Origin of the sequence: Flavobacterium succinicans LMG 10402 (assembly GCF_000611675.1) — a bacterium.
GTDB classification, from domain to species: domain Bacteria; phylum Bacteroidota; class Bacteroidia; order Flavobacteriales; family Flavobacteriaceae; genus Flavobacterium; species Flavobacterium succinicans.
In genome coordinates this window covers 61,801-81,708 of sequence record NZ_JATV01000007.1, presented here as the reverse complement: position 1 = coordinate 81,708, position 19,908 = coordinate 61,801, and the positions used below count along the sequence as shown (strand labels likewise).

Below are 19,908 nucleotides of genomic sequence, written 5' to 3'. Positions count from 1 at the left end.
AGGATTTTTTATTTTTATTTTTTCAACAAAAACACCGCTAAACTACATATTGAATACAAAAAAAGTTAAATACTTAAAATTATTTTTATAATTTAACACAATAACAAAACACTTATCAACGTTGTTAAATATAAAAATACAGCTTATGATACTATAGTTACTTAACCTCTAAAACTATACACCATGAATTCAAGTATTTACGAAAGCCGTTGGATTGAAATTGTTTTTGCCGACAGAAACAAAACGTATGGCGCCTATCAATTGCGTCAGGAAAGCACCAAGAACACTATTTCCGCATTTTTTCTTGGAGTTATAGTAGTTTTATCCGTGATTAGTGTTGCAGTACTAATCAACAAACTCAATTCGAACACCCTTACCGAACCTGAGATTCCAGAATTCGTGGTTCGTCCGATAGATTTAGACGCAATAATTCCTGTAACTCCAGACGAGCCCGTTAAAAAAACGACCCTTCCAAGTGTGAAAAACCCAGTTGAAACAGTGGTAACCGCAAAGCAAATGACGAATCCTCAAATAGTAAACGCACAAGCAGCGACTACAGAAGTACCAACAAACAATGAGTTCACGCAATCGAATACTACAACCGCTGTAAGTGGTGAGGCAACAACTGGAACGGTGACTACTGCAACACAAGGCACAACTCCCGAAGCAGAAGCACCCAATAATAGCATTGTCAACACCACTATGTTAGACAAATCACCAGAATTTCCTGGTGGAATGAAAAAATTCTATAGCTACGTGGGGAATAACTTTGCAAAACCAGACATCGAAGGATTAGAAACTATCCGTATATCGGTAGCTTTTGTAATCGAAAAAGACGGAAGTTTGACTGACATTCGCGTATTAAAAGATCCTGGTTACGGATTAGGACAAGAAGCTGTTCGAGTTTTGAAATCACTGAAAACGAAATGGACGCCAGGGATTTTAAACGGTAAGCCCATGCGCACCGCATACACTCTACCAATTATAATAAAATCAGAATAAAAACCAAACAAGGAGGTTGCCTAAACCAACCTCCTTATACTTTCAAGATAAAACACTTCGCTCCTAGTCGATCTTAAAACTATCCACTTAATTCTATTTTACACAGCATTTTGCGCTAGGAATTACTTCACTTATACTATTTTCATAGGAGTTCAGTGAACTTCGTTTGCAGTGAAAATCCTTTTTGAGGCTTTTTTTGCCGCAAAAAGATTGTAACGTAAAAGCCCGACCCATGTGGTAACGCCCAAAAAGTGAAATTTAAAAAAAGGGCTGTTTAGTGAAGATTAAACGAAAAAATCTATTTCTGAGAACGCTCGGGAAAATCTGTAATTACGCCACTTACTTTCAAACGCTTCATCTGAGCAATATCCTCAGGATTATTAACCGTCCAAGGGAAAATTTTAAAATTATTTGCTTTCAAAATGGCTACGTTTTCGGCATTTAAGAACTTAAAATTTGGATTAATAGCTTGTACCTGCAATTCCTTTCCTGTAGCAATAATCTTTTCTATTGGATCTTTATGCACCAATAAACCAATTGCAATGGAACGATTCAAGTTTCTCATTTTTTGCAACTCTTCAACCCTAAAACTTGAAATGAAAAAATGTTTGATTTTCCATCCTTTTTTCAAATAACTTTCGATGATTTTATAAGTATCAACTGCTGTATGCTCTCCTTTTAATTCAATATTAAGCACGGCTCGTTTATCAATTTTTTCAATCACCTCTTGCAAAGTAGGTATTTGATGCTTTCCTGCAACTTTTAACTCACGTAACTCCTTAAAATCAAAATCTTCAATTTTACCTTTTATTCCCGTAAGCCTTTCTAAATTATTATCATGAAAAACGACCAACTCCCCAGATTTTATTTTAAACACGTCAATCTCTAACATATCTGCTTTTAACTCCACTGCTTTCCCTACAGATGCTAAAGTGTTTTCCGTTTCATGTCCCATAGCACCACGGTGGCCACAAACCAGAAACTGATTCGAACTACAACTCATAAATAAAAAAGATCCTGCACAAAATCCCAACAATGTAAAATACTTCATGTTTTTTTTAGTTTTATTGAAACAAAAATATAAAACTTCATTCGCGCAACCTACAAATTTTCAAGAGCATTCAAACTTTTATTTTTAACAACAAAAGGATCTAAGTATCGCTCTTATTTAGCATAACTTTACTTTATTTCACTAAGCCCATACCACAACTTCTTTTTTTTTCAATGCAACTTTACCTTATCTTTGTGCTTCTGAAAATTGAACATATGGAAACTGCTACAGAAAATACATTACCCGTAGGAAAACCAAAATGGTTAAAAGTTAAATTACCTATTGGTCAAAAATATACTGAATTAAGAGGATTAGTTGACAAATATAGCTTAAATACGATTTGCACCTCAGGAAGCTGCCCCAACATGGGAGAATGCTGGGGAGAAGGCACCGCTACCTTTATGATTTTAGGAAATATCTGTACCCGCTCTTGTGGTTTTTGTGGTGTAAAAACAGGTCGTCCAGAAACCATCGATTGGGATGAACCAGAAAAAGTAGCTCGATCAATAAAAATCATGAAAATCAAACACGCGGTCATTACCAGTGTAGATAGAGATGATGTGAAAGATGGAGGTTCGATCATTTGGAACGAAACGGTTAAAGCCATTCGAAGAATGAATCCAACCACGACACTTGAAACACTTATTCCAGATTTTCAAGGAATAGAACGCAACATTGATCGTATTGTTGAGGCAAATCCAGAAGTAGTATCGCACAACATAGAAACCGTTCGTCGCTTAACGCGTGAAGTACGTATTCAAGCCAAATATGACCGTAGTCTTGAAGTGTTGCGCTATTTAAAAGAAAAAGGCATCAACAGAACCAAATCTGGCATTATGCTGGGACTTGGAGAACAAGAGGAAGAAGTTTTTCAATCCCTAAGAGACTTGCAACAAGCCAATGTGGACATCGTTACTATAGGGCAATATTTACAACCTAGCAAAAAACACCTTCCGGTAAAAGAGTTTATCACACCAGAACAATTTGCCAAATACGAAGCCTACGCTTTATCACTAGGCTTTAGACATGTTGAAAGTGGCCCACTAGTACGTTCATCATACAAGGCTCAAAAACATATTTTGTAGACCCTATATAACAAATCTCATTAACCAAAAAAAACAAAACCAACTCATTGAAAACAAGAATTGCTATAAATGGTTTTGGTCGAATTGGCCGTAACTTATTTCGCCTTTTATTGGATCACCCTAGCATTGAAGTTATTGCCATCAACGATATTGCCGATATTGCTACGATGGCGCATTTAATTAAATACGATAGCATTCATGGGGTTTTGAACAAAAAGGTGAACTATGACGCCACGGGTCTACTAATTGACGAGACTCATTACTTGTTTTTTAACGAAAAAAAAGTAAGTGATCTGGATTGGAAAAAACACAATATCGATTACGTCATCGAATCAACCGGAAAACACAAGACTTTTGAAGAGATCAATGCCCATATTGTAGCGGGAGCTAAAAAAGTGATTCTATCTGCTCCCGCCGAAGTAGAAAACATCAAAACAGTCGTGCTAGGAGTAAACGAAGCAATCTTAGACGGTTCGGAAACTATAATTTCTAACGCAAGTTGCACCACCAACAATGCTGCTCCAATGATTAAAATTATCGATGAATTGTGCGGCATAGAACAAGCGTACATAACAACGATACATTCATACACTACCGATCAAAGCTTACACGACCAGCCTCACAAGGATTTACGAAGAGCACGTGGAGCCAGTCAATCTATCGTTCCTACGACTACAGGAGCAGCAAAAGCATTGACCAAAATATTCCCTAAACTAGAAGGTAAAATTGGAGGTTGTGGAATCCGAGTTCCAGTGCCCGATGGTTCGTTAACCGATATTACTTTTAATGTAAAACGAGCCGTAAGTATCCAAGAAATAAATGAAGCATTTAAAAAAGCTTCTCAAAACGAACTCAAAAACATCCTCGATTATACAGAAGACCCAATCGTATCTGTTGACATCATTGGCAATACCCATTCGTGTTTATTTGACGGTCAGCTTACTTCTGTTATCGACAAAATGGTAAAAGTAGTGGGCTGGTATGATAACGAAATTGGATATTCATCACGAGTTATAGATTTAATACTCCACACAAGATAGACTGTACCAATGATACAAAAATTGAAATACTTACTTCTTTTATTTTTTGCCAATAGCTTTTTATTGTTTTCAGCTACGCAATCGATAGATAGTATAAGTATTTATCAAGAGTGGTCAAATTACAATACTAAAATCAACAATTACTCAAAATCAGTACACTTTGCAAAAAAAGCTTTAAAATATAGTCAGTTAAGCAAAAATATTGAAGCACAAATTGAACAAAACTTTCTAGTTGGCAAACTGTATTTTGATTTAAAAAATTTTACAGAAGCGAGTGCTTACTTCGAACAAAGCCTACAGCTATCACTTGGAAAAGCATCAGATTTTAGAAAAATAAAGACGTATTATTTTCTTGGCTTTTGTGCTATTGAAAAAAAAGAATGGAAAAAGGCCGAGCAGTACTTCATGAATGCAGATCAAGCATCCGCATTGAACCCTACTAATCAAAAAAAAGTAACTCATTTGCTTAGTACTAAAGCAAAACTGTATTACTCCAAAAAACAATTTCAAATAGCCTCAGAAAACTTCAACCGAGTGCTATCGGAAGCTGATGTTGCGCTAGAAAAACACTACATAGAGGAAGCGTATTTATACTCCGGTTTCATCGCGATGCGCAACAAAAAATACAGTGCCGCCCAAATCTATTTTGCAAAAGCACATAGCATCAATCGTGCAACTAAAAACTTAATAAACAAACAAACGATTTTACTACAGCTAAGCAAATGCTATAAAGCTATGGGCAACAACGATCGCGCCTACTCATATTTGGAAGAATATTATTTACTCAAAATTCATTTATTACAAAAAATTAATGCCGCACAGAATTTAGAAAACTTCAAAAAATTCAAACAAGACCAAGAATACAAAGCCTCAATCAAAAAAAATAAAGACCGACAAAAAGAAGAAGATAATGATAAATATTCTAAAGTAATCAACATCTTAGCTATTGCATTGATCACTATTTTATCATTATTAAGTTTGTCATTATACAAAAACAACATCATCAGAACCGAGACTAATTCTCTTTTAAAAGAAAAAAACCAAGAATTAATTATCGCAAAAAACAATGCAGAAAAAGCTTCGAAAGCTCGTTCAGAATTTCTATCTACAGTAAGTCATGAATTAAGAACACCATTGAATGCTATAAATGGCATCACGCATTTACTTTTAGAAGAAAATCCAAAAAAATCACAATTAAAATACCTCAATTCACTGCAATTTTCAGGCAATTATTTAGCCACTTTTATTAATGAAATACTTGAGATCAATAAAATTGATGCCAACAAAATAGAATTAGAATACATTCCTTTTCAACTGAAAGAATTAGCAACCAACATACAGAGTTCACTGCAAAAATTTGCATTGACCAACCAAAATGAATTCATTTTAGAATACGACGAAAACATACCTGAACTTATCATTGGCGACCCTACAAAACTGTCTCAAGTTTTTCTGAATTTAATCAACAATGCCTTAAAATTCACTCATAATGGAAGAGTGACCATCGTAGTGAATTTAGTCGAATCCAATAACGAAAATTTAAAAATCAATTTTCAAATTATTGATACTGGTATCGGAATCCCTGAAGATAAACTGGCGTTAGTTTTTGAAAATTTCTCACAAGGATCCGTTGAAATAAACAGAAAGTATGGTGGAACAGGACTTGGACTAACCATTGTCAAAAAACTAGTACGAGTTTTAGGTGGCAAAATAAAACTCAAAAGCACCCCTGGAAAAGGATCAACATTTGAATTCACTCTTCCTTTCAAGAAAGCAGAAAATCTTGAAAAAGTACCCGAAAAAGTATTCAACTACGATGAGAAGAATTTTAAAAGTAAAAAAATTCTGTTGGTAGAAGACAATAAAATCAATCAAATGATCACCAAAAAAATGCTGGAAAACAAAGGCATTATTTGCTTGATTATTGATAACGGTGAAGGTGCGGTTCAACTAATGAACAATCCTGAACACGAGTATGACCTAGTATTAATGGATGTTCATTTACCAGGAATAAACGGAACAGCAGCTACAGCAGAAATCAGAAAATTTGATTCAAAAACACCGATCATAGCTTTGACCGCAATTTCATTAGATGAGAATAGAGAAATGCTACTTTCTTACGGAATGAATGATGTGATTACCAAACCATTCATTCCAGAAGAATTTTATACAATTATTTCAAAATACTTACAAAATTAATACGTAATAATTAGTTCTCTGATCAATTCCCTAACTTTAGGTTCCGCTCCTTTGGCTGCTTCTAGTACTTCGTCGTGCGAAATGGTGTCAATACTATCTGCATCACCCATATCCGTGATTACCGAAACACCAAAAGTCTCGACATCCATATGACGGGCTACGATAACTTCGGGCACAGTTGACATTCCCACACAATCAGCACCTAGAATTTTGACCATTTTGTATTCAGCCAACGTTTCAAAAGTAGGCCCTTGCAAACCTAAATATATTCCAATATGCACTTTGATGGCCAATTGTTCCGCCAAAGAAGCAGCGTGAGCAATCATTTTTCGGCTATAAGGTTCACTCATATTGACAAAACGAGGACCAAAACGTTCGTCATTTTTCCCACGTAAAGGATGCTCTGGCAAGAAATTGATATGGTCTTTCAACACCACTATTGAACCCACTTGATACTCTGAATTTACTCCTCCAGAAGCATTAGAAACAATCAATTTGGTTATACCTAAATATTTCATCACTCGAACAGGAAAGGTCACTTCCTTCATGGAATAGCCTTCGTAAAAATGGAAGCGCCCTTGCATTGCCACAACCTTTTTGTCTCCAATTGTTCCAAACACCAAGGCTCCTTTATGACCTTGCACGGTTGATACTGGAAAATTTGGAATTTCGGTATACGGCAAAGTGTACACAATTTCCATTTCTTCTGTAAAACTTCCTAATCCTGAACCTAAAATCACCCCATACTCAGGCGTGAAATTGATTTTATTTTGAATAAAACTAACGGTTTCTTGAACTTGTTCCCACATAATCTAAAATAGTTTGATCGAATTCTTTTTCATTACTGATAAAAGAACTTCGAATTGGTAAATAATATAATTGTTCGGAAAGAATGGAATCTTTCAATCGAACATAATCTTTTTCGGTAGTAATAATCTTTCTACCCTTGGCTTGCTTCTGAATAGCACCAATTTCGCTTTCGCTAAAATGGTGATGGTCTGGAAATGTCAAACATTCATCATCCTCAGCTTTGAGATGCTCAAAAAAAGATGCTGGTTTTGCAATTCCTGCCAAAAGCAATTTGGATTCTTTTCCTAAATCGGCCAATTTTAGCTTGGTCTCTTTTGAGTAAACCGAATCCTCATAATCAATAAAGGTAAAATATAATTGCTGATTTTCGACTAAATTGAGTTGGTTTTTTATCCTTATTTGTTCCGAGGCGGAAAGGTTTTTAGGACATTTAGTAACCACTACAATAGCTGCTCTTTCAGCTCCACTTCTACTTTCTCTTAAATTTCCAGTGGGCAATAGGTAATCATTAGCATAAATATCTCCGTAAGCCGTTAGTAGCATATAAAAACCTGCTTTTACTTTGCGGTGTTGATAAGCATCATCTAACAAAATAATTTCAGGAGATTTTTTTTGAGACAACAATTGTTCGATACCATTTTTCCTGTCAGCATCTACAGCTACTTGAATAGCAGGAAACTTTTGAAAAAACTGAAAAGGTTCATCTCCCAAAATCGCTGCATTTACAGATGAATCCGCTAGTAGAAAACCTTTAGATTGTCGCTTGTACCCACGACTCAAAGTTGCCACTCTATATTTGCTCAAAAGCAACCGAATCAAATATTCAATTTGTGGTGTTTTGCCCGTGCCACCAACACTTAAATTTCCAACAGCTATAATGGGCATTGAAAACGAATACGATTTTAAAATTCCAACATCAAAAAGAAAATTTCGGATAGTAGTAATAACGCCATAAACAACAGCAAAAGGAAAAAGTAATTTTCGGAGTAATTTCATAGTACGAAATTAGAACAAAATATTAAAACTACCCTAAACAACAATCAATTTATAGCAACAATTGTGCTAATTTGAACTTGTTCTTCTTTCTAAATATTCTTTATGTTTTTTAAATAAAAAATCCAGCAAAGTCAATTCATTTTTATTAATAAACACCTTTTTAGACTCAGGATCTTCCGAACAAAAAACTAAAAAATTATCGATTTCCTGCTTTTCAAATTTCAATTTTTCTTTGAAAAAAGCGTCATTTAAACTGCTTAAAGCATATGATTTAAAATCTTCAATCGGTATTTTTTTAGTTTTTACATCATCAGGATTTTTAAATAGACTGATGATCTTTCTTCCTATTTCCATCAGATCTGGCCCATTAGTAATGGTGCCATCATACACCGCAGGATTTTTAAGATTAGGATCTTGCTTTGTGATTCGATATTCAGTCGCTTGTTCATAATTTAATTGTGGTACTTTAATTTTATTGTTTTTAACAACAACTTCATCTAATTCAATGGCAGAACGAAAAAGTTTCACAACAAATTTATCGGGTTGAAAACAAGCAGGAGTTATTACAATTTTTTTTAAAATATACTCTTTTGAGTAAAACGCCAAAACATCATTATTCTTACCAAAAATTTCAAAATAACCTTGACTATTTGTTTTGGTACTTTGTTCCGTATTCAAATTAATAACTTCAACGCTTATTGCGGCTAATGTGTCACTTACGACCCATCCTTTCAGCAAATTACTGGTTTGTGCACTTCCAAAACAAAAAAATAAGACATTTAAAATCAATAGGAATTGCTTCATCATATAAATAATATTTAGACTACAAAAGTATCTAATTCCTGATTTATCTTTCAAAAATTATCTTAATCTACTGTTAATGAATACTTAAATGTTTGACTCGGGTTAAAAACGGTATTTACAACATTCCTGTATTTTTAAATAAAAAATCTAAAAAGCAGTATATTTGTTTGCTATTACAAGTACTCCCGACCTTGATGAACGTAATTAGATTGAACTCAAAAATTAATTCCTGAATGAAAATAAAACAAATTCTATCCCTACTTGAAGAAATGGCGCCACTTGGTTATGCCGAAGATTTTGACAATGTGGGTTTATTAGTAGGCAATCCAGAAGACGAAGCCACTGGTGTTTTGGTTTGTCACGACGCCCTAGAAACCGTAATCACAGAAGCAATTAATAAAAATTGCAATTTGGTCGTGTGTTTTCACCCTATTCTTTTTTCGGGCATAAAAAAAATTACGGGGAAAAATTATGTTGAAAAAGCGATTCTAAAAGCGATTAAAAACGATATTGCCATTTATGCCGTCCACACTGCTTTAGACAACCATCCTGAAGGTGTAAATCAAATTTTCTGTAATGCATTGGGTTTAACAAACACCAAAATATTGATCCCAAAGCAAAATTATATACGCAAATTGATCACCTACACTATTCGTGAAAATGCCGATGCTGTTCGCAGCGCTTTATTTCAAGCAGGCGCAGGAACTATAGGCAATTATGATAATTGTAGTTTTAATTCTGAAGGAACCTTTACCTATAAAGGCAACGAAAACAGCAATCCTGTTGTGGGAGAAAAAGGCGTTTTATCAACAGGAACCGAAACCAAAATAGAAGTCGTTTTTGAAAAACATTTGCAATCCAAAATTCTAAAAGCACTATTTACTACTCATATCTACGAAGAAGTAGCTTACGAAATTTATGATTTGCAAAACAATTACCAAAAAATTGGTTTAGGAATGATTGGTGAACTTGAAGAACCGATGGAGGAATCTTCGTTTTTGCATTTTGTAAAAGAAAAAATGCAAGCAGAAGGCATTCGGCATTCCGCTTTTTTAGGCCGTCCCATCAAAAAAGTAGCGGTTTTGGGTGGCGCAGGAAGTTTTGCCATTTCGCAAGCCATACAAGCAGGAGCCGACTCTTATTTGACCGCAGATTTAAAGTATCATCAGTTTTATGAAGCGGAAAACCAACTCCTTTTGGCCGATATCGGACATTTTGAAAGTGAACGGTATACAAAAAATTATATTGTTGAGTATCTTCGAAAAAAAATCCTTAATTTTGCACCCGTCTCGCTACCAAGCGGAATCGTTTTATCAGAAGAAAATACAAATCCAGTTAAGTACTTATAGAATATGGCTACTACGAAAGAATTAAGTGTTGAAGAAAAGTTAAGAGCAATCTACGATTTACAACTTATCGACTCAAGAATTGACGAAATCAGAAACGTAAGAGGAGAACTTCCTTTAGAAGTAGAAGATTTAGAAGACGAAGTTGCAGGTTTAAGCACACGTACTGAAAAATTAAAAGGAGATCTTGAGGTGATCGAAGACATGATCAAAGCAAAGAAAAATGCTATTGATGAACACAAAGAAGCCATCAAAAAATACACTAAACAACAAGAAACAGTTCGTAACAACAGAGAATTCAACTCTTTGACCAAAGAAGTAGAGTTTCAAGAATTAGAAATTCAATTGGCTGAAAAGCAAATCAAAGAAATGAAGGCTTCTATCGAACACAAAAAAGAAGTAATCACCAATTCTAGAGAAAAATTAGAAGCAAAATCTTCTCACTTAAAACATAAAAAATCTGAGTTAGAAGCGATCATGGCTGAAACTCAAAAAGAGGAAGAGTTTTTAACTCAAAAATCAGCAGAATTTCAAGCAACCATCGAAGAGCGTTTATTAGCTGCCTACACCAGAATCAGAACAAGTGTTCGTAACGGATTAGCGGTAGTTTCTATTGAAAGAGGTGCTTCTGCAGGTTCATTCTTTACCATTCCACCACAAACGCAAGTTGAAATTGCTGCAAGAAAGAAAATCATCATCGATGAGCACTCAGGAAGAATCTTAGTTGATAGTGTCCTTGCTGAGGAAGAAAGAGAAAAAATGGAACAATTGTTCTCAACAATCTAAATCTAACAAGCCTCCTTTTTAGGAGGCTTTTTTGATATGAAAAAAACCGCACTTTATCTTTATATCAAATGCTTAGGTTTAGGACTAAATCTACTAAGTTTTGCGTTCCCAAAAAAAGCAACCAAAATTGCTTATGGTTTATTTAGCGAACCAAGAGCTGGGAAACTAAATAACGAACAACTTCCTGAGATTCTACAACAGTCACAATCCGAAAAAATAAGTTATAAAGACTCTTTTTTTCAAACCTATACTTGGAAAGGGAATGACACCATAATTTTATTAGTACACGGATGGGAAAGCAATGCTTCTCGTTGGGAAAAACTATTACCGTTCCTAAAAAAGTCTGGCAGCACTATTGTCGCTATTGACGCACCTGCCCACGGTCTGTCTAGTGGAAAAGAATTTAGTATTCCACAATATGCAGCATTCATTCATCTTGCGGTTCAAAAATTCAATCCTGATTACCTTATTGGTCATTCCATTGGAGGTCAAACGTGTTTGTACTACCAATCGATGTATCAAAACAAAGCGATAAAAAAAATGGTAATTTTAGGTGCTCCAAGTGATTTTACCATTATACTTTCCAATTTCATCAAATTATTACGACTCAATACTACCATTGCCAATAATATCGAGAATCACTATTTAAACCATTTTAAGCTAGACATTAATCAATTCTCAAGTCAACTGTTTGCTAAAAAAGTGGATACAAAAGGTTTTATTGCGCACGATACATTAGACCCTGTGGTTAAAATTGCAGAAGCTAAAAAAATTGCTGCCACTTGGAAAGATGCCATTTTCTATGAAACGAATGGTTTGGGACATAGTATGCACGACAACCAACTGTATCATAAAGTAAGTGATTTTTTATTTGAAAAAGAAAGCTAAGAATCCTCCCAAAACACAATTTTAATTATAAAAACAAACAATTGTATTAGTATCATAAACTGCTATTCAATTTTGTATTTTTGCATTATGGAAGAAAATCTAAAACGACTCAATAAATTCATTGGCGAAACAGGATATTGTTCTCGTCGTGAAGCCGATAAACTAATCGAAGAAGGCCGAGTAACCCTTAATGGTGTGGTTCCTGAAATGGGAACTAAAGTTTCGCCTCAAGATGAAGTACGCATAGACGGAAAATTGATTACTGAAAAGCACGAAAAATTAGTGTACTTGGCTTTCAACAAACCCGTAGGCATTGAGTGCACAACCAATCTGGAAGTTCGTAACAATATCGTAGATTATATTAATTACCCTAAACGTATTTTTCCTATTGGCCGATTGGATAAAGCCAGTGAAGGCTTAATTTTTATGACCAATGACGGAGATATTGTGAACAAAATTTTGCGTGCTAGAAACAACCACGAGAAAGAATATACAGTTACCGTAAACAAACCTATTACCGATCGTTTCATTCAACGCATGGGGAATGGCATACCCATTTTAGAGACCGTTACCCGAGAATGTAAAGTAGAACAAATCAGTAAATACATTTTCAAGATCATTTTGACTCAAGGTTTAAATCGTCAAATTCGAAGAATGTGCGAATATTTAGGCTATGAAGTAACTGCTTTGAAACGTATCCGAATCATTAATATCTCATTGGATATTCCAGTAGGACGCTACCGAGATTTGACCGATGCTGAGATTAAAGAACTCAATGCATTAATCGAACCTTCAAGTAAAACAGAAGAAGCCAGTTTACCTAAAGCTGAAGCTCCAAAACGAAGAGCTGAATTCATCAAAAGAGAAGATCCTAGATTTAAGAAACGAGGCGAATATTAAAAGTCCTTCTTATTTGTAAAAAACATTAGTCATAAATAAAGCCCGTTCTAAAAAAAAACGGGCTTTATTCATAGACAACAAAACGGTTATTCGTTTGTTTTTTTCTTATCATATAAAAACAGAATCTGCATTTTTCGAACCATCAAAACCATCTTTTTTTCTTAAACAAGAACACGCCAAAAGTAGAGAGCAATACTGATACAAAAATCAAGATAAGCATTCCATAATTATTGTCTTCCAAATTATTAGGCACATTCATTCCATACAAACTCGCTATTACTGTAGGAATCATCAAAATAATAGAAATTGAGGTCATTTGCTTCATGATCGTATTCATATTATTGGATATTACCGAGGCATAAGCATCCATCGTACCCGTCAAAATATCGCTATAAATATTAGTCATTTCTTGCGCTTGACGCAATTCAATTTCAACATCCTCCAATAAATCAAGATCATAGGTTTCTCTTTGTGCTTTTAAATTTTTCAATCTATGAAGCAAAATATCGTTACCTTTTAATGAAGTCACAAAGAAAACCAAACATTTCTCAATTTGAAGTAAGGCTTGTAATTCTTCGTTTTTGATAGACTTTTCCAAATTATCTTCTGCTAATTTTATCTTTTGATTGACTTGCTTTAGATATTTCAAATACCAAACACTAGAAGACAATAACAGTTTCAAAACCAAATCAAAATAATCTTTGACATTGTTGTTTTTACGTTGCGAATAGGCGACAAAATCAGTTAACATTTCTGTTTTATAAAAACTAATCGTAACACATATCTCCCCTTTAAAAACCACTCCAACTGGAATGGTATTAAATGGTAATTTTACATTATTTGTGTTTACTGGAATTCTGAGGATAATTAAGGTCCAGCCATTCTCGATTTCGATACGGGGTCTTTCATCAATATCCTCGATATCATTGTAGAATTCTTCTGGTACTTTAAGTTCTTCTAGTAGGTATTTTTTCTCTTCTTCTGTTGGACATTCAACATTAATCCAACAATTAGGAGTCCACTCTTTGGATTCAAACAATCCGTTATTGTTTTTGTAAAACGCTTTCATTTCAAAATTCTATAGGTTAAGTTATAGCTTCTTGAAATGATTTCAAGAGCTTTATTTCTTCAATTTTTCCGAATAATAATCGTCCATTGGGGCTAATTCTTTTAAGTTTTGCAAAAGTATTCTTTAATTTTTAAAAAACTGACCTATCGCAGAATTAATCAATACATTAAACAAAAAAACCTCAAACTTTCATTTGAGGTTTTAGAGTAGTATAGTATATTTTGTTATTTCATTCTCATTTTTCGGGCCAATAAAGTATTCTGTAACAACATAGCGATAGTCATTGGTCCCACACCACCCGGAACTGGAGTGATGAATGACGATTTTTTGCTAACCCCATCAAAATCAACATCACCTGTTATTACATATCCTTTTGGATGTGAAGCATCAGCTACACGAGTAATTCCCACGTCGATTACTACTACTCCATCTTTTACCATATCGGCTTTTAAATAATTAGGAACTCCTAAAGCAGTGATAATGATATCCGCATTTTTAGTAAATTCCTCAATATTTTTAGTGCGGCTATGCGTTAAGGTTACTGTAGAATCGCCAGGATTTCCTTTACGACTCATCAAAATACTCATGGGTCGCCCAACAATATGACTTCTACCAATAACCACAGTATGTTTGCCCACTGTGTCAACATTGTAACGTTTTAACAATTGCATGATTCCAAAAGGAGTGGCAGGAATAAATGTTTCCATATCCAGAGCCATTTTTCCGAAATTAGTAGGATGAAAACCATCTACGTCTTTGTCGGGATCAATCGCTAATAGGATTTTTTCTTCATTGATATGTTTAGGCAACGGTAACTGAACAATAAAACCATCTAAGTTATCATCTTCGTTTAACTCCTTGATCTTGGCTAACAATTCGTCTTCGGTAATGGTTTCAGGCAAACTCACCAAAGTAGAATCGAAACCAATTTGCTGACAAGAACGCACTTTACTACCTACATACGTTAAACTCGCCCCATCATTTCCTACAATTACAGCAGCCAAATGAGGCACTTTCTCTCCATTCTCTTTCATTTGTTGTACTTCAATGGCGATCTCTTTCTTGATATCCTCTGATGTTTTTTTTCCGTCTAATACTTGCATTTTTTGTATTTAAATTTAGTTATGTTTGGTTTTGGTTGATGTAAATGACAAAGGTTTAAAAACTCATCTTACTGATTTTTTAAACCTTTGCTTTTTATCTTGGCATTCCTCCAGGCATTCCTTTCATGCCGCCCATCATTTTCATTAAATTCTTTCCGCCTGGACCTTGCATCATTTTCATCATTTTGCTCATTTGGTCGAATTGTTTCATCAATTGATTGACTTGCTCTACTTTGGTACCAGACCCTTTTGCGATTCTAATTTTACGCTTGGCATCAATTAGAGCCGGTTTACTGCGCTCGATTGGAGTCATGGAGTGAATGATCGCTTCAATATGTTTGAAGGCGTCATCTTCAATTTCGATATCTTTCATGGCTTTAGAGGCACCTGGTATCATTCCAACCAAATCCTTCATGTTACCCATTTTCTTTACTTGTTGAATTTGCGTTAAGAAATCATCAAAACCGAATTCGTTCTTAGCAATTTTCTTTTGTAATTTTCTAGCTTCCTCTTCGTTGAACTGCTCTTGTGCACGTTCTACTAACGAAACAACGTCACCCATCCCAAGGATACGCTCGGCCATACGTACCGGATAGAAGACATCAATCGCCTCCATCTTTTCGCCAGTTCCTACAAACTTAATTGGTTTGTTTACAACAGTCTTGATAGACAAGGCCGCTCCACCTCGAGTATCACCATCTAATTTGGTTAAGATTACCCCATCAAAGTTTAGGCGATCGTTGAAGGCTTTGGCTGTATTCACCGCATCTTGACCCGTCATGGAATCCACTACGAAAAGGGTTTCTTGAGGCTGAATGGCTTTGTGAACACGTTCGATTTCGTTCATCATTTCCTCATCTACCGCTAAACGACCTGCGGTATCGACGATGACTACATTGAAACCATTGGCTTTGGCGTGTTGGATTGCGTTTTGGGCAATCTCTACAGGATTTTTGTTTTCTGGTTCAGAATATACCTCAACGGCTATAGAATCTCCAACAACATATAATTGTTGAATCGCTGCTGGACGATAAATATCACAAGCAACTAAAAGTACTTTTTTATTTTTTTTGGTTTGAAGATAGTTGGCTAACTTTCCAGAAAAGGTAGTTTTACCAGAACCTTGTAAACCTGACATTAAAATCACGGATGGATTTCCTGAAAGATTAATGCCGGCTACATCGCCACCCATTAATTCAGTTAATTCGTCTTTGACTAATTTTACCAACAGTTGCCCTGGTTGCAAAGTCGTTAACACGTCTTGTCCGATGGCTTTTTCTTTTACTTTGGCGGTAAAATCTTTGGCAATTTTAAAGTTAACATCGGCATCCAATAAGGCACGACGTACTTCTTTTAAGGTATCGGCTACGTTGACTTCGGTAATTTTTCCGTGTCCTTTTAAAATATGAAACGCTTTATCTAACTTATCGCTTAAATTATCAAACATGATTTTCTATTTTTTTGAAATGCAAATATACTATAAAGGTTTAGAGGCACAAAGATTTGAAGTTTAAACTTTGTAGAATTTAGCCTTTTTTGAGCACAAAAAATGACTGTATAAAACCGCTAGATTTGATGGTTTTATAGGCACAAAGACAATCCAAAATGCAACTCTATAGCCCCGATTGCAGTGGAAATCCTTTTTTGGACCTGACAGGTTTCTAAAACCTATCAGGTCTAAAAAAAGATTGTAACGGAAAGCGGGAAACTTGCCCATAAACAAGCCCTTTGTGCTGCTCCTAAAAAAAACAACAATGTTTTAAAACTGGAAATAAATAAAGGGGACTAATTCACTTGATGCCATTGCTGCGACCAACCAAAACGTAAGGGCGAGTACCAAAGCTTTCAATACCATGGGTAATTTATCAAACAATCCTTTTAAAGATTGGGTGATTTTTGCTGGTACAAAATGCAATACATACCCGATGGTAATCATTATGAAAACGTTTTGATAGCCTGAAATTACAATAGCCCATTGTTCCCAATTGAATTGTAAATCGCCTATTAAAGTAATCATGTCTATGGCGACTGAAAAATCTTTGGCTCTAAAAAAGATCCAACAAAAAACTACAAAATGAAAAGTCAGCAACACGGAAAGTACGGTAGTAATGGCTTTCCAAAAAGTGAATTTAGCATTTTTGGGCGATGGAAAATAATCCGAAAATAATTTATTAATAGCTAATGCCACGCCATGTAAGGCGCCCCAAATAATGAATTTTAGACTTGCGCCGTGCCAAAATCCTCCTAGTAACATGGTGGTCATTAAGTTCACATTAGTAAACATAGTTCTTTTCTTGTCTTTGGCCAATAGAAAAGTCAAACAGAAAACCAACAACGAACCGATGGCAATTGCCAATGGAATGGGACTTACAGGATAATACCATGTTGCCCATGCGATTAATCCTGCAAAAAACAAAATAGGAAACAAAAATCCTCCAATACTTCCTTTGCGGTTTCCTCCTACTGAAATATACAAGTAATCACGCAACCAAGTGGAGAGTGAAATGTGCCATCTTCTCCAAAATTCGGTGATAGAAGCCGATTGATAAGGGGTTCTAAAGTTAATAGATAAACGGAATCCCATTAAGAGCGCGATTCCGATTGCCATATCCGAATAGCCCGAAAAGTCACAATAAATTTGAATCGTATAGCCATAAGAAGCCATCAAGTTTTCAAAAGCGGTATAGCTTTTGGGTGCATCGAAGACGCGGTCGACAAAATTCAAAGATATATAATCCGAGATGACTGTTTTTTTGATTAATCCACCGATGATCAAAAAGATGGCCGAATCAAAATCTTCTCGTGAGAGTTTGATTTTGCTATAAATTTGTGGAATAAACTCAGAGGCTCGAACGATAGGCCCCGCCACCAACTGCGGAAAGAAGGATACGAAAAACATATAATCCAACATGTTCTTGGTGGGCTCCAGTTCTCGTCTATAAATATCGATGATATAACTCATAGATTGAAAAGTATAGAACGAAATTCCGACAGGTAAAATCACATCAATAAAATGAATTTGCCCTTCGAAAAGCAAATTATAATTATCAATTAAAAAATTAGAATATTTAAAATAGCCTAAAAATGATAAGTTAAAAATAACACTTATGATCAGAAAGAATTTACGGTAGCTTTCTTTTGTTTCTTCGTATAAAAATTTAGCCAAGGTATAATCGACTAATCCCGAAAAAACCAACAAACAAAAGTATATGCCACTGGATTTGTAATAAAAGAACAAGGAAAAAGCAAACACATAAATATGGCGATACACCCTAGTTTTGGCCTTGGTGGTCAAAATATAAATAGGATAAAACAACAAAAATAATCCTAAGAAAAAAGCGGTATTAAAAAGTATGGGTTCTTTGGGATTGAAGGTTATCCAATCTTGCACTCTTGCGGCATCAATAACGCCAAAAGTAGTATTCAACCAATTTGTTATATCTGAAAAAGTAATCAAAATAATAGTTATTTATTAAATTCTTTAAAAGTAGTCATCAACATATTCGAGAGCATATTGCCTTGTAATTGATAACCGTTTGTGGTGTAATGTACGCGGTCAGGACTCATTAGTCCTTTACCATACATTTTATTCACGTCATGCATCCCGCCCAAAGTTTGAAACAAATCCCAAACTGCATAGTGTCCTAAAGTAGCGTAGTTCACCAAAATCTTGGCGTACTCATCCACAAAAGTATTTAGCTTATGGTGTGCCAAATAGGAAGGTGGTGGCGTTATGATCAAAACATCGACATTGGGTTGCTGTGTTCTGACTTTCAACAAAAATTCTTGCACTTGTTTTAAATACACCAAAGGAGCAATTTTTCCGTAGGATTCATTGGTACCCAAAGAAACAATAATTAAATCAGGCTGTAGTGCATTTAGTTGTTCAAAAAACAACGGATGTTTATTGTAATCCGAATATTTAGCGCCGTTAACACCTATGTTATGATACAAAACACCTGGTTCATTATTCTCTAAAACAATACCATTCAGAGCGTACAAAGACTCCTCTTTATTGGGCAAAATCACAAAACGATCCATGGCTTTATCCGAGGTACAAAAATGATAATTTGCAGCTTTCTCCAACGGATTTGCGTGGTACTGCGTGCGCACCATCGATTTTTCGGTGGTTTGATCGGTTGGAATTTTCAAGGTCTTCCCGGCAGTGATTTTGGTATTCGTTAGTTTATTTTCCTTTTTAAGTTGCGCTACGCTGATGTTGTATTTATCGGCTATAGTTGACAAAGATTCCCCTTTTTTAATAGTATGCACTACTTTTTTGGGCACCGTTTTGACGGTTACTTTTTTCTCAATATCGCCCACTTGTTCAAAAAGCGTGGCATTGTTTGGCGTGATTATTTTTAAGGTAGTAAAGTAATCTTCTTTGTTTTTAACTTGTAACGAAAGTCGCAAACTCTTGGACGTACTGGTCAATGAAAACCCACAAATCCCCACTGGACTGTCATTGAGAGGCAAGATGTTTTTATAGTTATTCCATTTTATATTAGAGGAAAAACGAACATCAGATGCTCCGTTGGTATGAGCCAAGGAATACGGAAATACCAATCCGCGACCTCCATTGCCAAAGTATTGCTGTAAATTATCTCTGGTTACCGCAGTCATCACATCACCTTGGATATGCGAATCACCCACGTGAACAATGTTTATTTTTCCTTTTTTATCGGTTTGCAATGCTTTTAATTTTGAAAAAAAGGTGGATAATTCAACCCCATTTTGAATTCTTTGTGGGTAAAATTCTTGTCCAGAAATCTCATTTGTTGTCAAAAAAACCATAAGCACAAGTATAAATGTGTTGCTAAAAAACTTGT

Annotated in this window: 17 protein-coding genes; 8 read left to right on the top strand and 9 right to left on the bottom strand. The window is 35.1% G+C overall.

The window, feature by feature from the left end; all coding sequences use genetic code 11:
- The first annotated feature begins 183 nt into the window (after positions 1-183).
- On the top strand, positions 184-1,002 hold the full coding sequence (locus AO58_RS0108455) for an energy transducer TonB (RefSeq protein WP_024981298.1): 819 nt from the start codon (positions 184-186) through the stop codon (positions 1,000-1,002).
- Between the two features lie 298 nt (positions 1,003-1,300).
- On the opposite strand, the gene AO58_RS0108450 is transcribed toward AO58_RS0108455, so the two are convergent.
- The gene (locus tag AO58_RS0108450; protein WP_024981297.1) at positions 1,301-2,053 is read right to left on the bottom strand and encodes a glycerophosphodiester phosphodiesterase; all 753 of its coding nucleotides are present in this window, start codon (positions 2,051-2,053) and stop codon (positions 1,301-1,303) included.
- A gap of 215 nt (positions 2,054-2,268) precedes the next feature.
- Here AO58_RS0108450 and lipA point away from each other — a divergent pair, with 215 nt between their 5' ends.
- The 3 genes from lipA to AO58_RS0108435 are packed head-to-tail and all read left to right on the top strand — an operon-like array spanning position 2,269 to position 6,377.
- Complete coding sequence (lipA, locus tag AO58_RS0108445; RefSeq protein WP_024981296.1) at positions 2,269-3,138, top strand: lipoyl synthase; 870 nt, start codon at positions 2,269-2,271, stop codon at positions 3,136-3,138.
- A 47-nt stretch (positions 3,139-3,185) separates the two neighbouring features.
- Complete coding sequence (gene gap / locus AO58_RS0108440; protein WP_024981295.1) at positions 3,186-4,178, top strand: type I glyceraldehyde-3-phosphate dehydrogenase; 993 nt, start codon at positions 3,186-3,188, stop codon at positions 4,176-4,178.
- A 21-nt stretch (positions 4,179-4,199) separates the two neighbouring features.
- A complete protein-coding gene (locus AO58_RS0108435) occupies positions 4,200-6,377 on the top strand; it encodes a tetratricopeptide repeat-containing hybrid sensor histidine kinase/response regulator (protein WP_024981294.1) in 2,178 nt (725 codons plus the stop codon).
- Here the strand turns inward: AO58_RS0108435 and AO58_RS0108430 are convergent.
- From AO58_RS0108430 to AO58_RS0108420, 3 genes are all read right to left on the bottom strand, one after another.
- Entirely contained in the window at positions 6,374-7,186 is an 813-nt protein-coding gene (locus AO58_RS0108430; protein WP_024981293.1) for a purine-nucleoside phosphorylase, read from the bottom strand. The two genes, AO58_RS0108435 and AO58_RS0108430, sit on opposite strands and share 4 nt — an antisense overlap.
- A complete protein-coding gene (gene lpxK / locus AO58_RS0108425) occupies positions 7,158-8,183 on the bottom strand; it encodes a tetraacyldisaccharide 4'-kinase (RefSeq protein ID WP_024981292.1) in 1,026 nt (341 codons plus the stop codon). The genes AO58_RS0108430 and lpxK overlap by 29 nt, the downstream gene beginning before the upstream one ends.
- 66 nt (positions 8,184-8,249) lie before the next feature.
- Entirely contained in the window at positions 8,250-8,990 is a 741-nt protein-coding gene (locus AO58_RS0108420; RefSeq protein ID WP_024981291.1) for a BamP family beta-assembly machinery protein, read from the bottom strand.
- Positions 8,991-9,220: 230 nt separating this feature from the next.
- Here AO58_RS0108420 and AO58_RS0108415 point away from each other — a divergent pair, with 230 nt between their 5' ends.
- The 4 genes from AO58_RS0108415 (at position 9,221) to rluF (ending at position 12,907) form a co-directional block, all read left to right on the top strand.
- Positions 9,221-10,336 (top strand): Nif3-like dinuclear metal center hexameric protein, encoded by a 1,116-nt coding sequence (locus AO58_RS0108415; RefSeq protein WP_024981290.1) that lies wholly within the window; start codon positions 9,221-9,223, stop codon positions 10,334-10,336.
- A 3-nt stretch (positions 10,337-10,339) separates the two neighbouring features.
- Entirely contained in the window at positions 10,340-11,119 is a 780-nt protein-coding gene (locus AO58_RS0108410; protein ID WP_024981289.1) for a zinc ribbon domain-containing protein, read from the top strand.
- A 36-nt stretch (positions 11,120-11,155) separates the two neighbouring features.
- The gene (locus AO58_RS0108405; protein ID WP_024981288.1) at positions 11,156-12,007 is read left to right on the top strand and encodes an alpha/beta fold hydrolase; all 852 of its coding nucleotides are present in this window, start codon (positions 11,156-11,158) and stop codon (positions 12,005-12,007) included.
- An 87-nt stretch (positions 12,008-12,094) separates the two neighbouring features.
- On the top strand, positions 12,095-12,907 hold the full coding sequence (rluF, locus tag AO58_RS0108400; protein ID WP_024981287.1) for a 23S rRNA pseudouridine(2604) synthase RluF: 813 nt from the start codon (positions 12,095-12,097) through the stop codon (positions 12,905-12,907).
- 142 nt (positions 12,908-13,049) lie between these two features.
- On the opposite strand, the gene AO58_RS0108395 is transcribed toward rluF, so the two are convergent.
- The 5 genes from AO58_RS0108395 to AO58_RS0108375 all read right to left on the bottom strand — a co-directional run bounded on the left by AO58_RS0108395 (position 13,050) and on the right by AO58_RS0108375 (position 19,873).
- Complete coding sequence (locus AO58_RS0108395) at positions 13,050-13,976, bottom strand: magnesium transporter CorA family protein (RefSeq protein WP_024981286.1); 927 nt, start codon at positions 13,974-13,976, stop codon at positions 13,050-13,052.
- A 224-nt stretch (positions 13,977-14,200) separates the two neighbouring features.
- Entirely contained in the window at positions 14,201-15,079 is an 879-nt protein-coding gene (locus tag AO58_RS0108390) for a bifunctional 5,10-methylenetetrahydrofolate dehydrogenase/5,10-methenyltetrahydrofolate cyclohydrolase (protein ID WP_024981285.1), read from the bottom strand.
- A 94-nt stretch (positions 15,080-15,173) separates the two neighbouring features.
- Positions 15,174-16,526 carry a signal recognition particle protein gene (gene ffh, locus AO58_RS0108385; protein WP_024981284.1) on the bottom strand — a complete coding sequence of 451 codons (1,353 nt, stop codon included), beginning with the start codon at positions 16,524-16,526 and terminating at the stop codon, positions 15,174-15,176.
- A 312-nt stretch (positions 16,527-16,838) separates the two neighbouring features.
- The gene (locus tag AO58_RS0108380) at positions 16,839-18,533 is read right to left on the bottom strand and encodes an MBOAT family O-acyltransferase (RefSeq protein WP_081764656.1); all 1,695 of its coding nucleotides are present in this window, start codon (positions 18,531-18,533) and stop codon (positions 16,839-16,841) included.
- 11 nt (positions 18,534-18,544) lie between these two features.
- Positions 18,545-19,873 carry a LysM peptidoglycan-binding domain-containing protein gene (locus AO58_RS0108375; protein ID WP_162150400.1) on the bottom strand — a complete coding sequence of 443 codons (1,329 nt, stop codon included), beginning with the start codon at positions 19,871-19,873 and terminating at the stop codon, positions 18,545-18,547.
- Positions 19,874-19,908 lie beyond the last annotated feature (35 nt).

Bases quoted from the DNA above. Each gene is read 5' to 3' on its own strand.
- rluF (WP_024981287.1), top strand. From the start codon at position 12,095: ATGGAAGAAAATCTAAAACGACTCAATAAATTCATTGGCGAAACAGGA.
- AO58_RS0108390 (WP_024981285.1), bottom strand. From the start codon at position 15,079: ATGCAAGTATTAGACGGAAAAAAAACATCAGAGGATATCAAGAAAGAG.
- AO58_RS0108375 (WP_162150400.1), bottom strand. From the start codon at position 19,873: ATGGTTTTTTTGACAACAAATGAGATTTCTGGACAAGAATTTTACCCA.
- lpxK (WP_024981292.1), bottom strand. From the start codon at position 8,183: ATGAAATTACTCCGAAAATTACTTTTTCCTTTTGCTGTTGTTTATGGC.
- AO58_RS0108430 (WP_024981293.1), bottom strand. From the start codon at position 7,186: ATGTGGGAACAAGTTCAAGAAACCGTTAGTTTTATTCAAAATAAAATC.
- AO58_RS0108450 (WP_024981297.1), bottom strand. From the start codon at position 2,053: ATGAAGTATTTTACATTGTTGGGATTTTGTGCAGGATCTTTTTTATTT.
- AO58_RS0108420 (WP_024981291.1), bottom strand. From the start codon at position 8,990: ATGATGAAGCAATTCCTATTGATTTTAAATGTCTTATTTTTTTGTTTT.
- AO58_RS0108405 (WP_024981288.1), top strand. From the start codon at position 11,156: ATGAAAAAAACCGCACTTTATCTTTATATCAAATGCTTAGGTTTAGGA.
- ffh (WP_024981284.1), bottom strand. From the start codon at position 16,526: ATGTTTGATAATTTAAGCGATAAGTTAGATAAAGCGTTTCATATTTTA.
- lipA (WP_024981296.1), top strand. From the start codon at position 2,269: ATGGAAACTGCTACAGAAAATACATTACCCGTAGGAAAACCAAAATGG.
- AO58_RS0108410 (WP_024981289.1), top strand. From the start codon at position 10,340: ATGGCTACTACGAAAGAATTAAGTGTTGAAGAAAAGTTAAGAGCAATC.
- AO58_RS0108395 (WP_024981286.1), bottom strand. From the start codon at position 13,976: ATGAAAGCGTTTTACAAAAACAATAACGGATTGTTTGAATCCAAAGAG.
- AO58_RS0108415 (WP_024981290.1), top strand. From the start codon at position 9,221: ATGAAAATAAAACAAATTCTATCCCTACTTGAAGAAATGGCGCCACTT.
- AO58_RS0108455 (WP_024981298.1), top strand. From the start codon at position 184: ATGAATTCAAGTATTTACGAAAGCCGTTGGATTGAAATTGTTTTTGCC.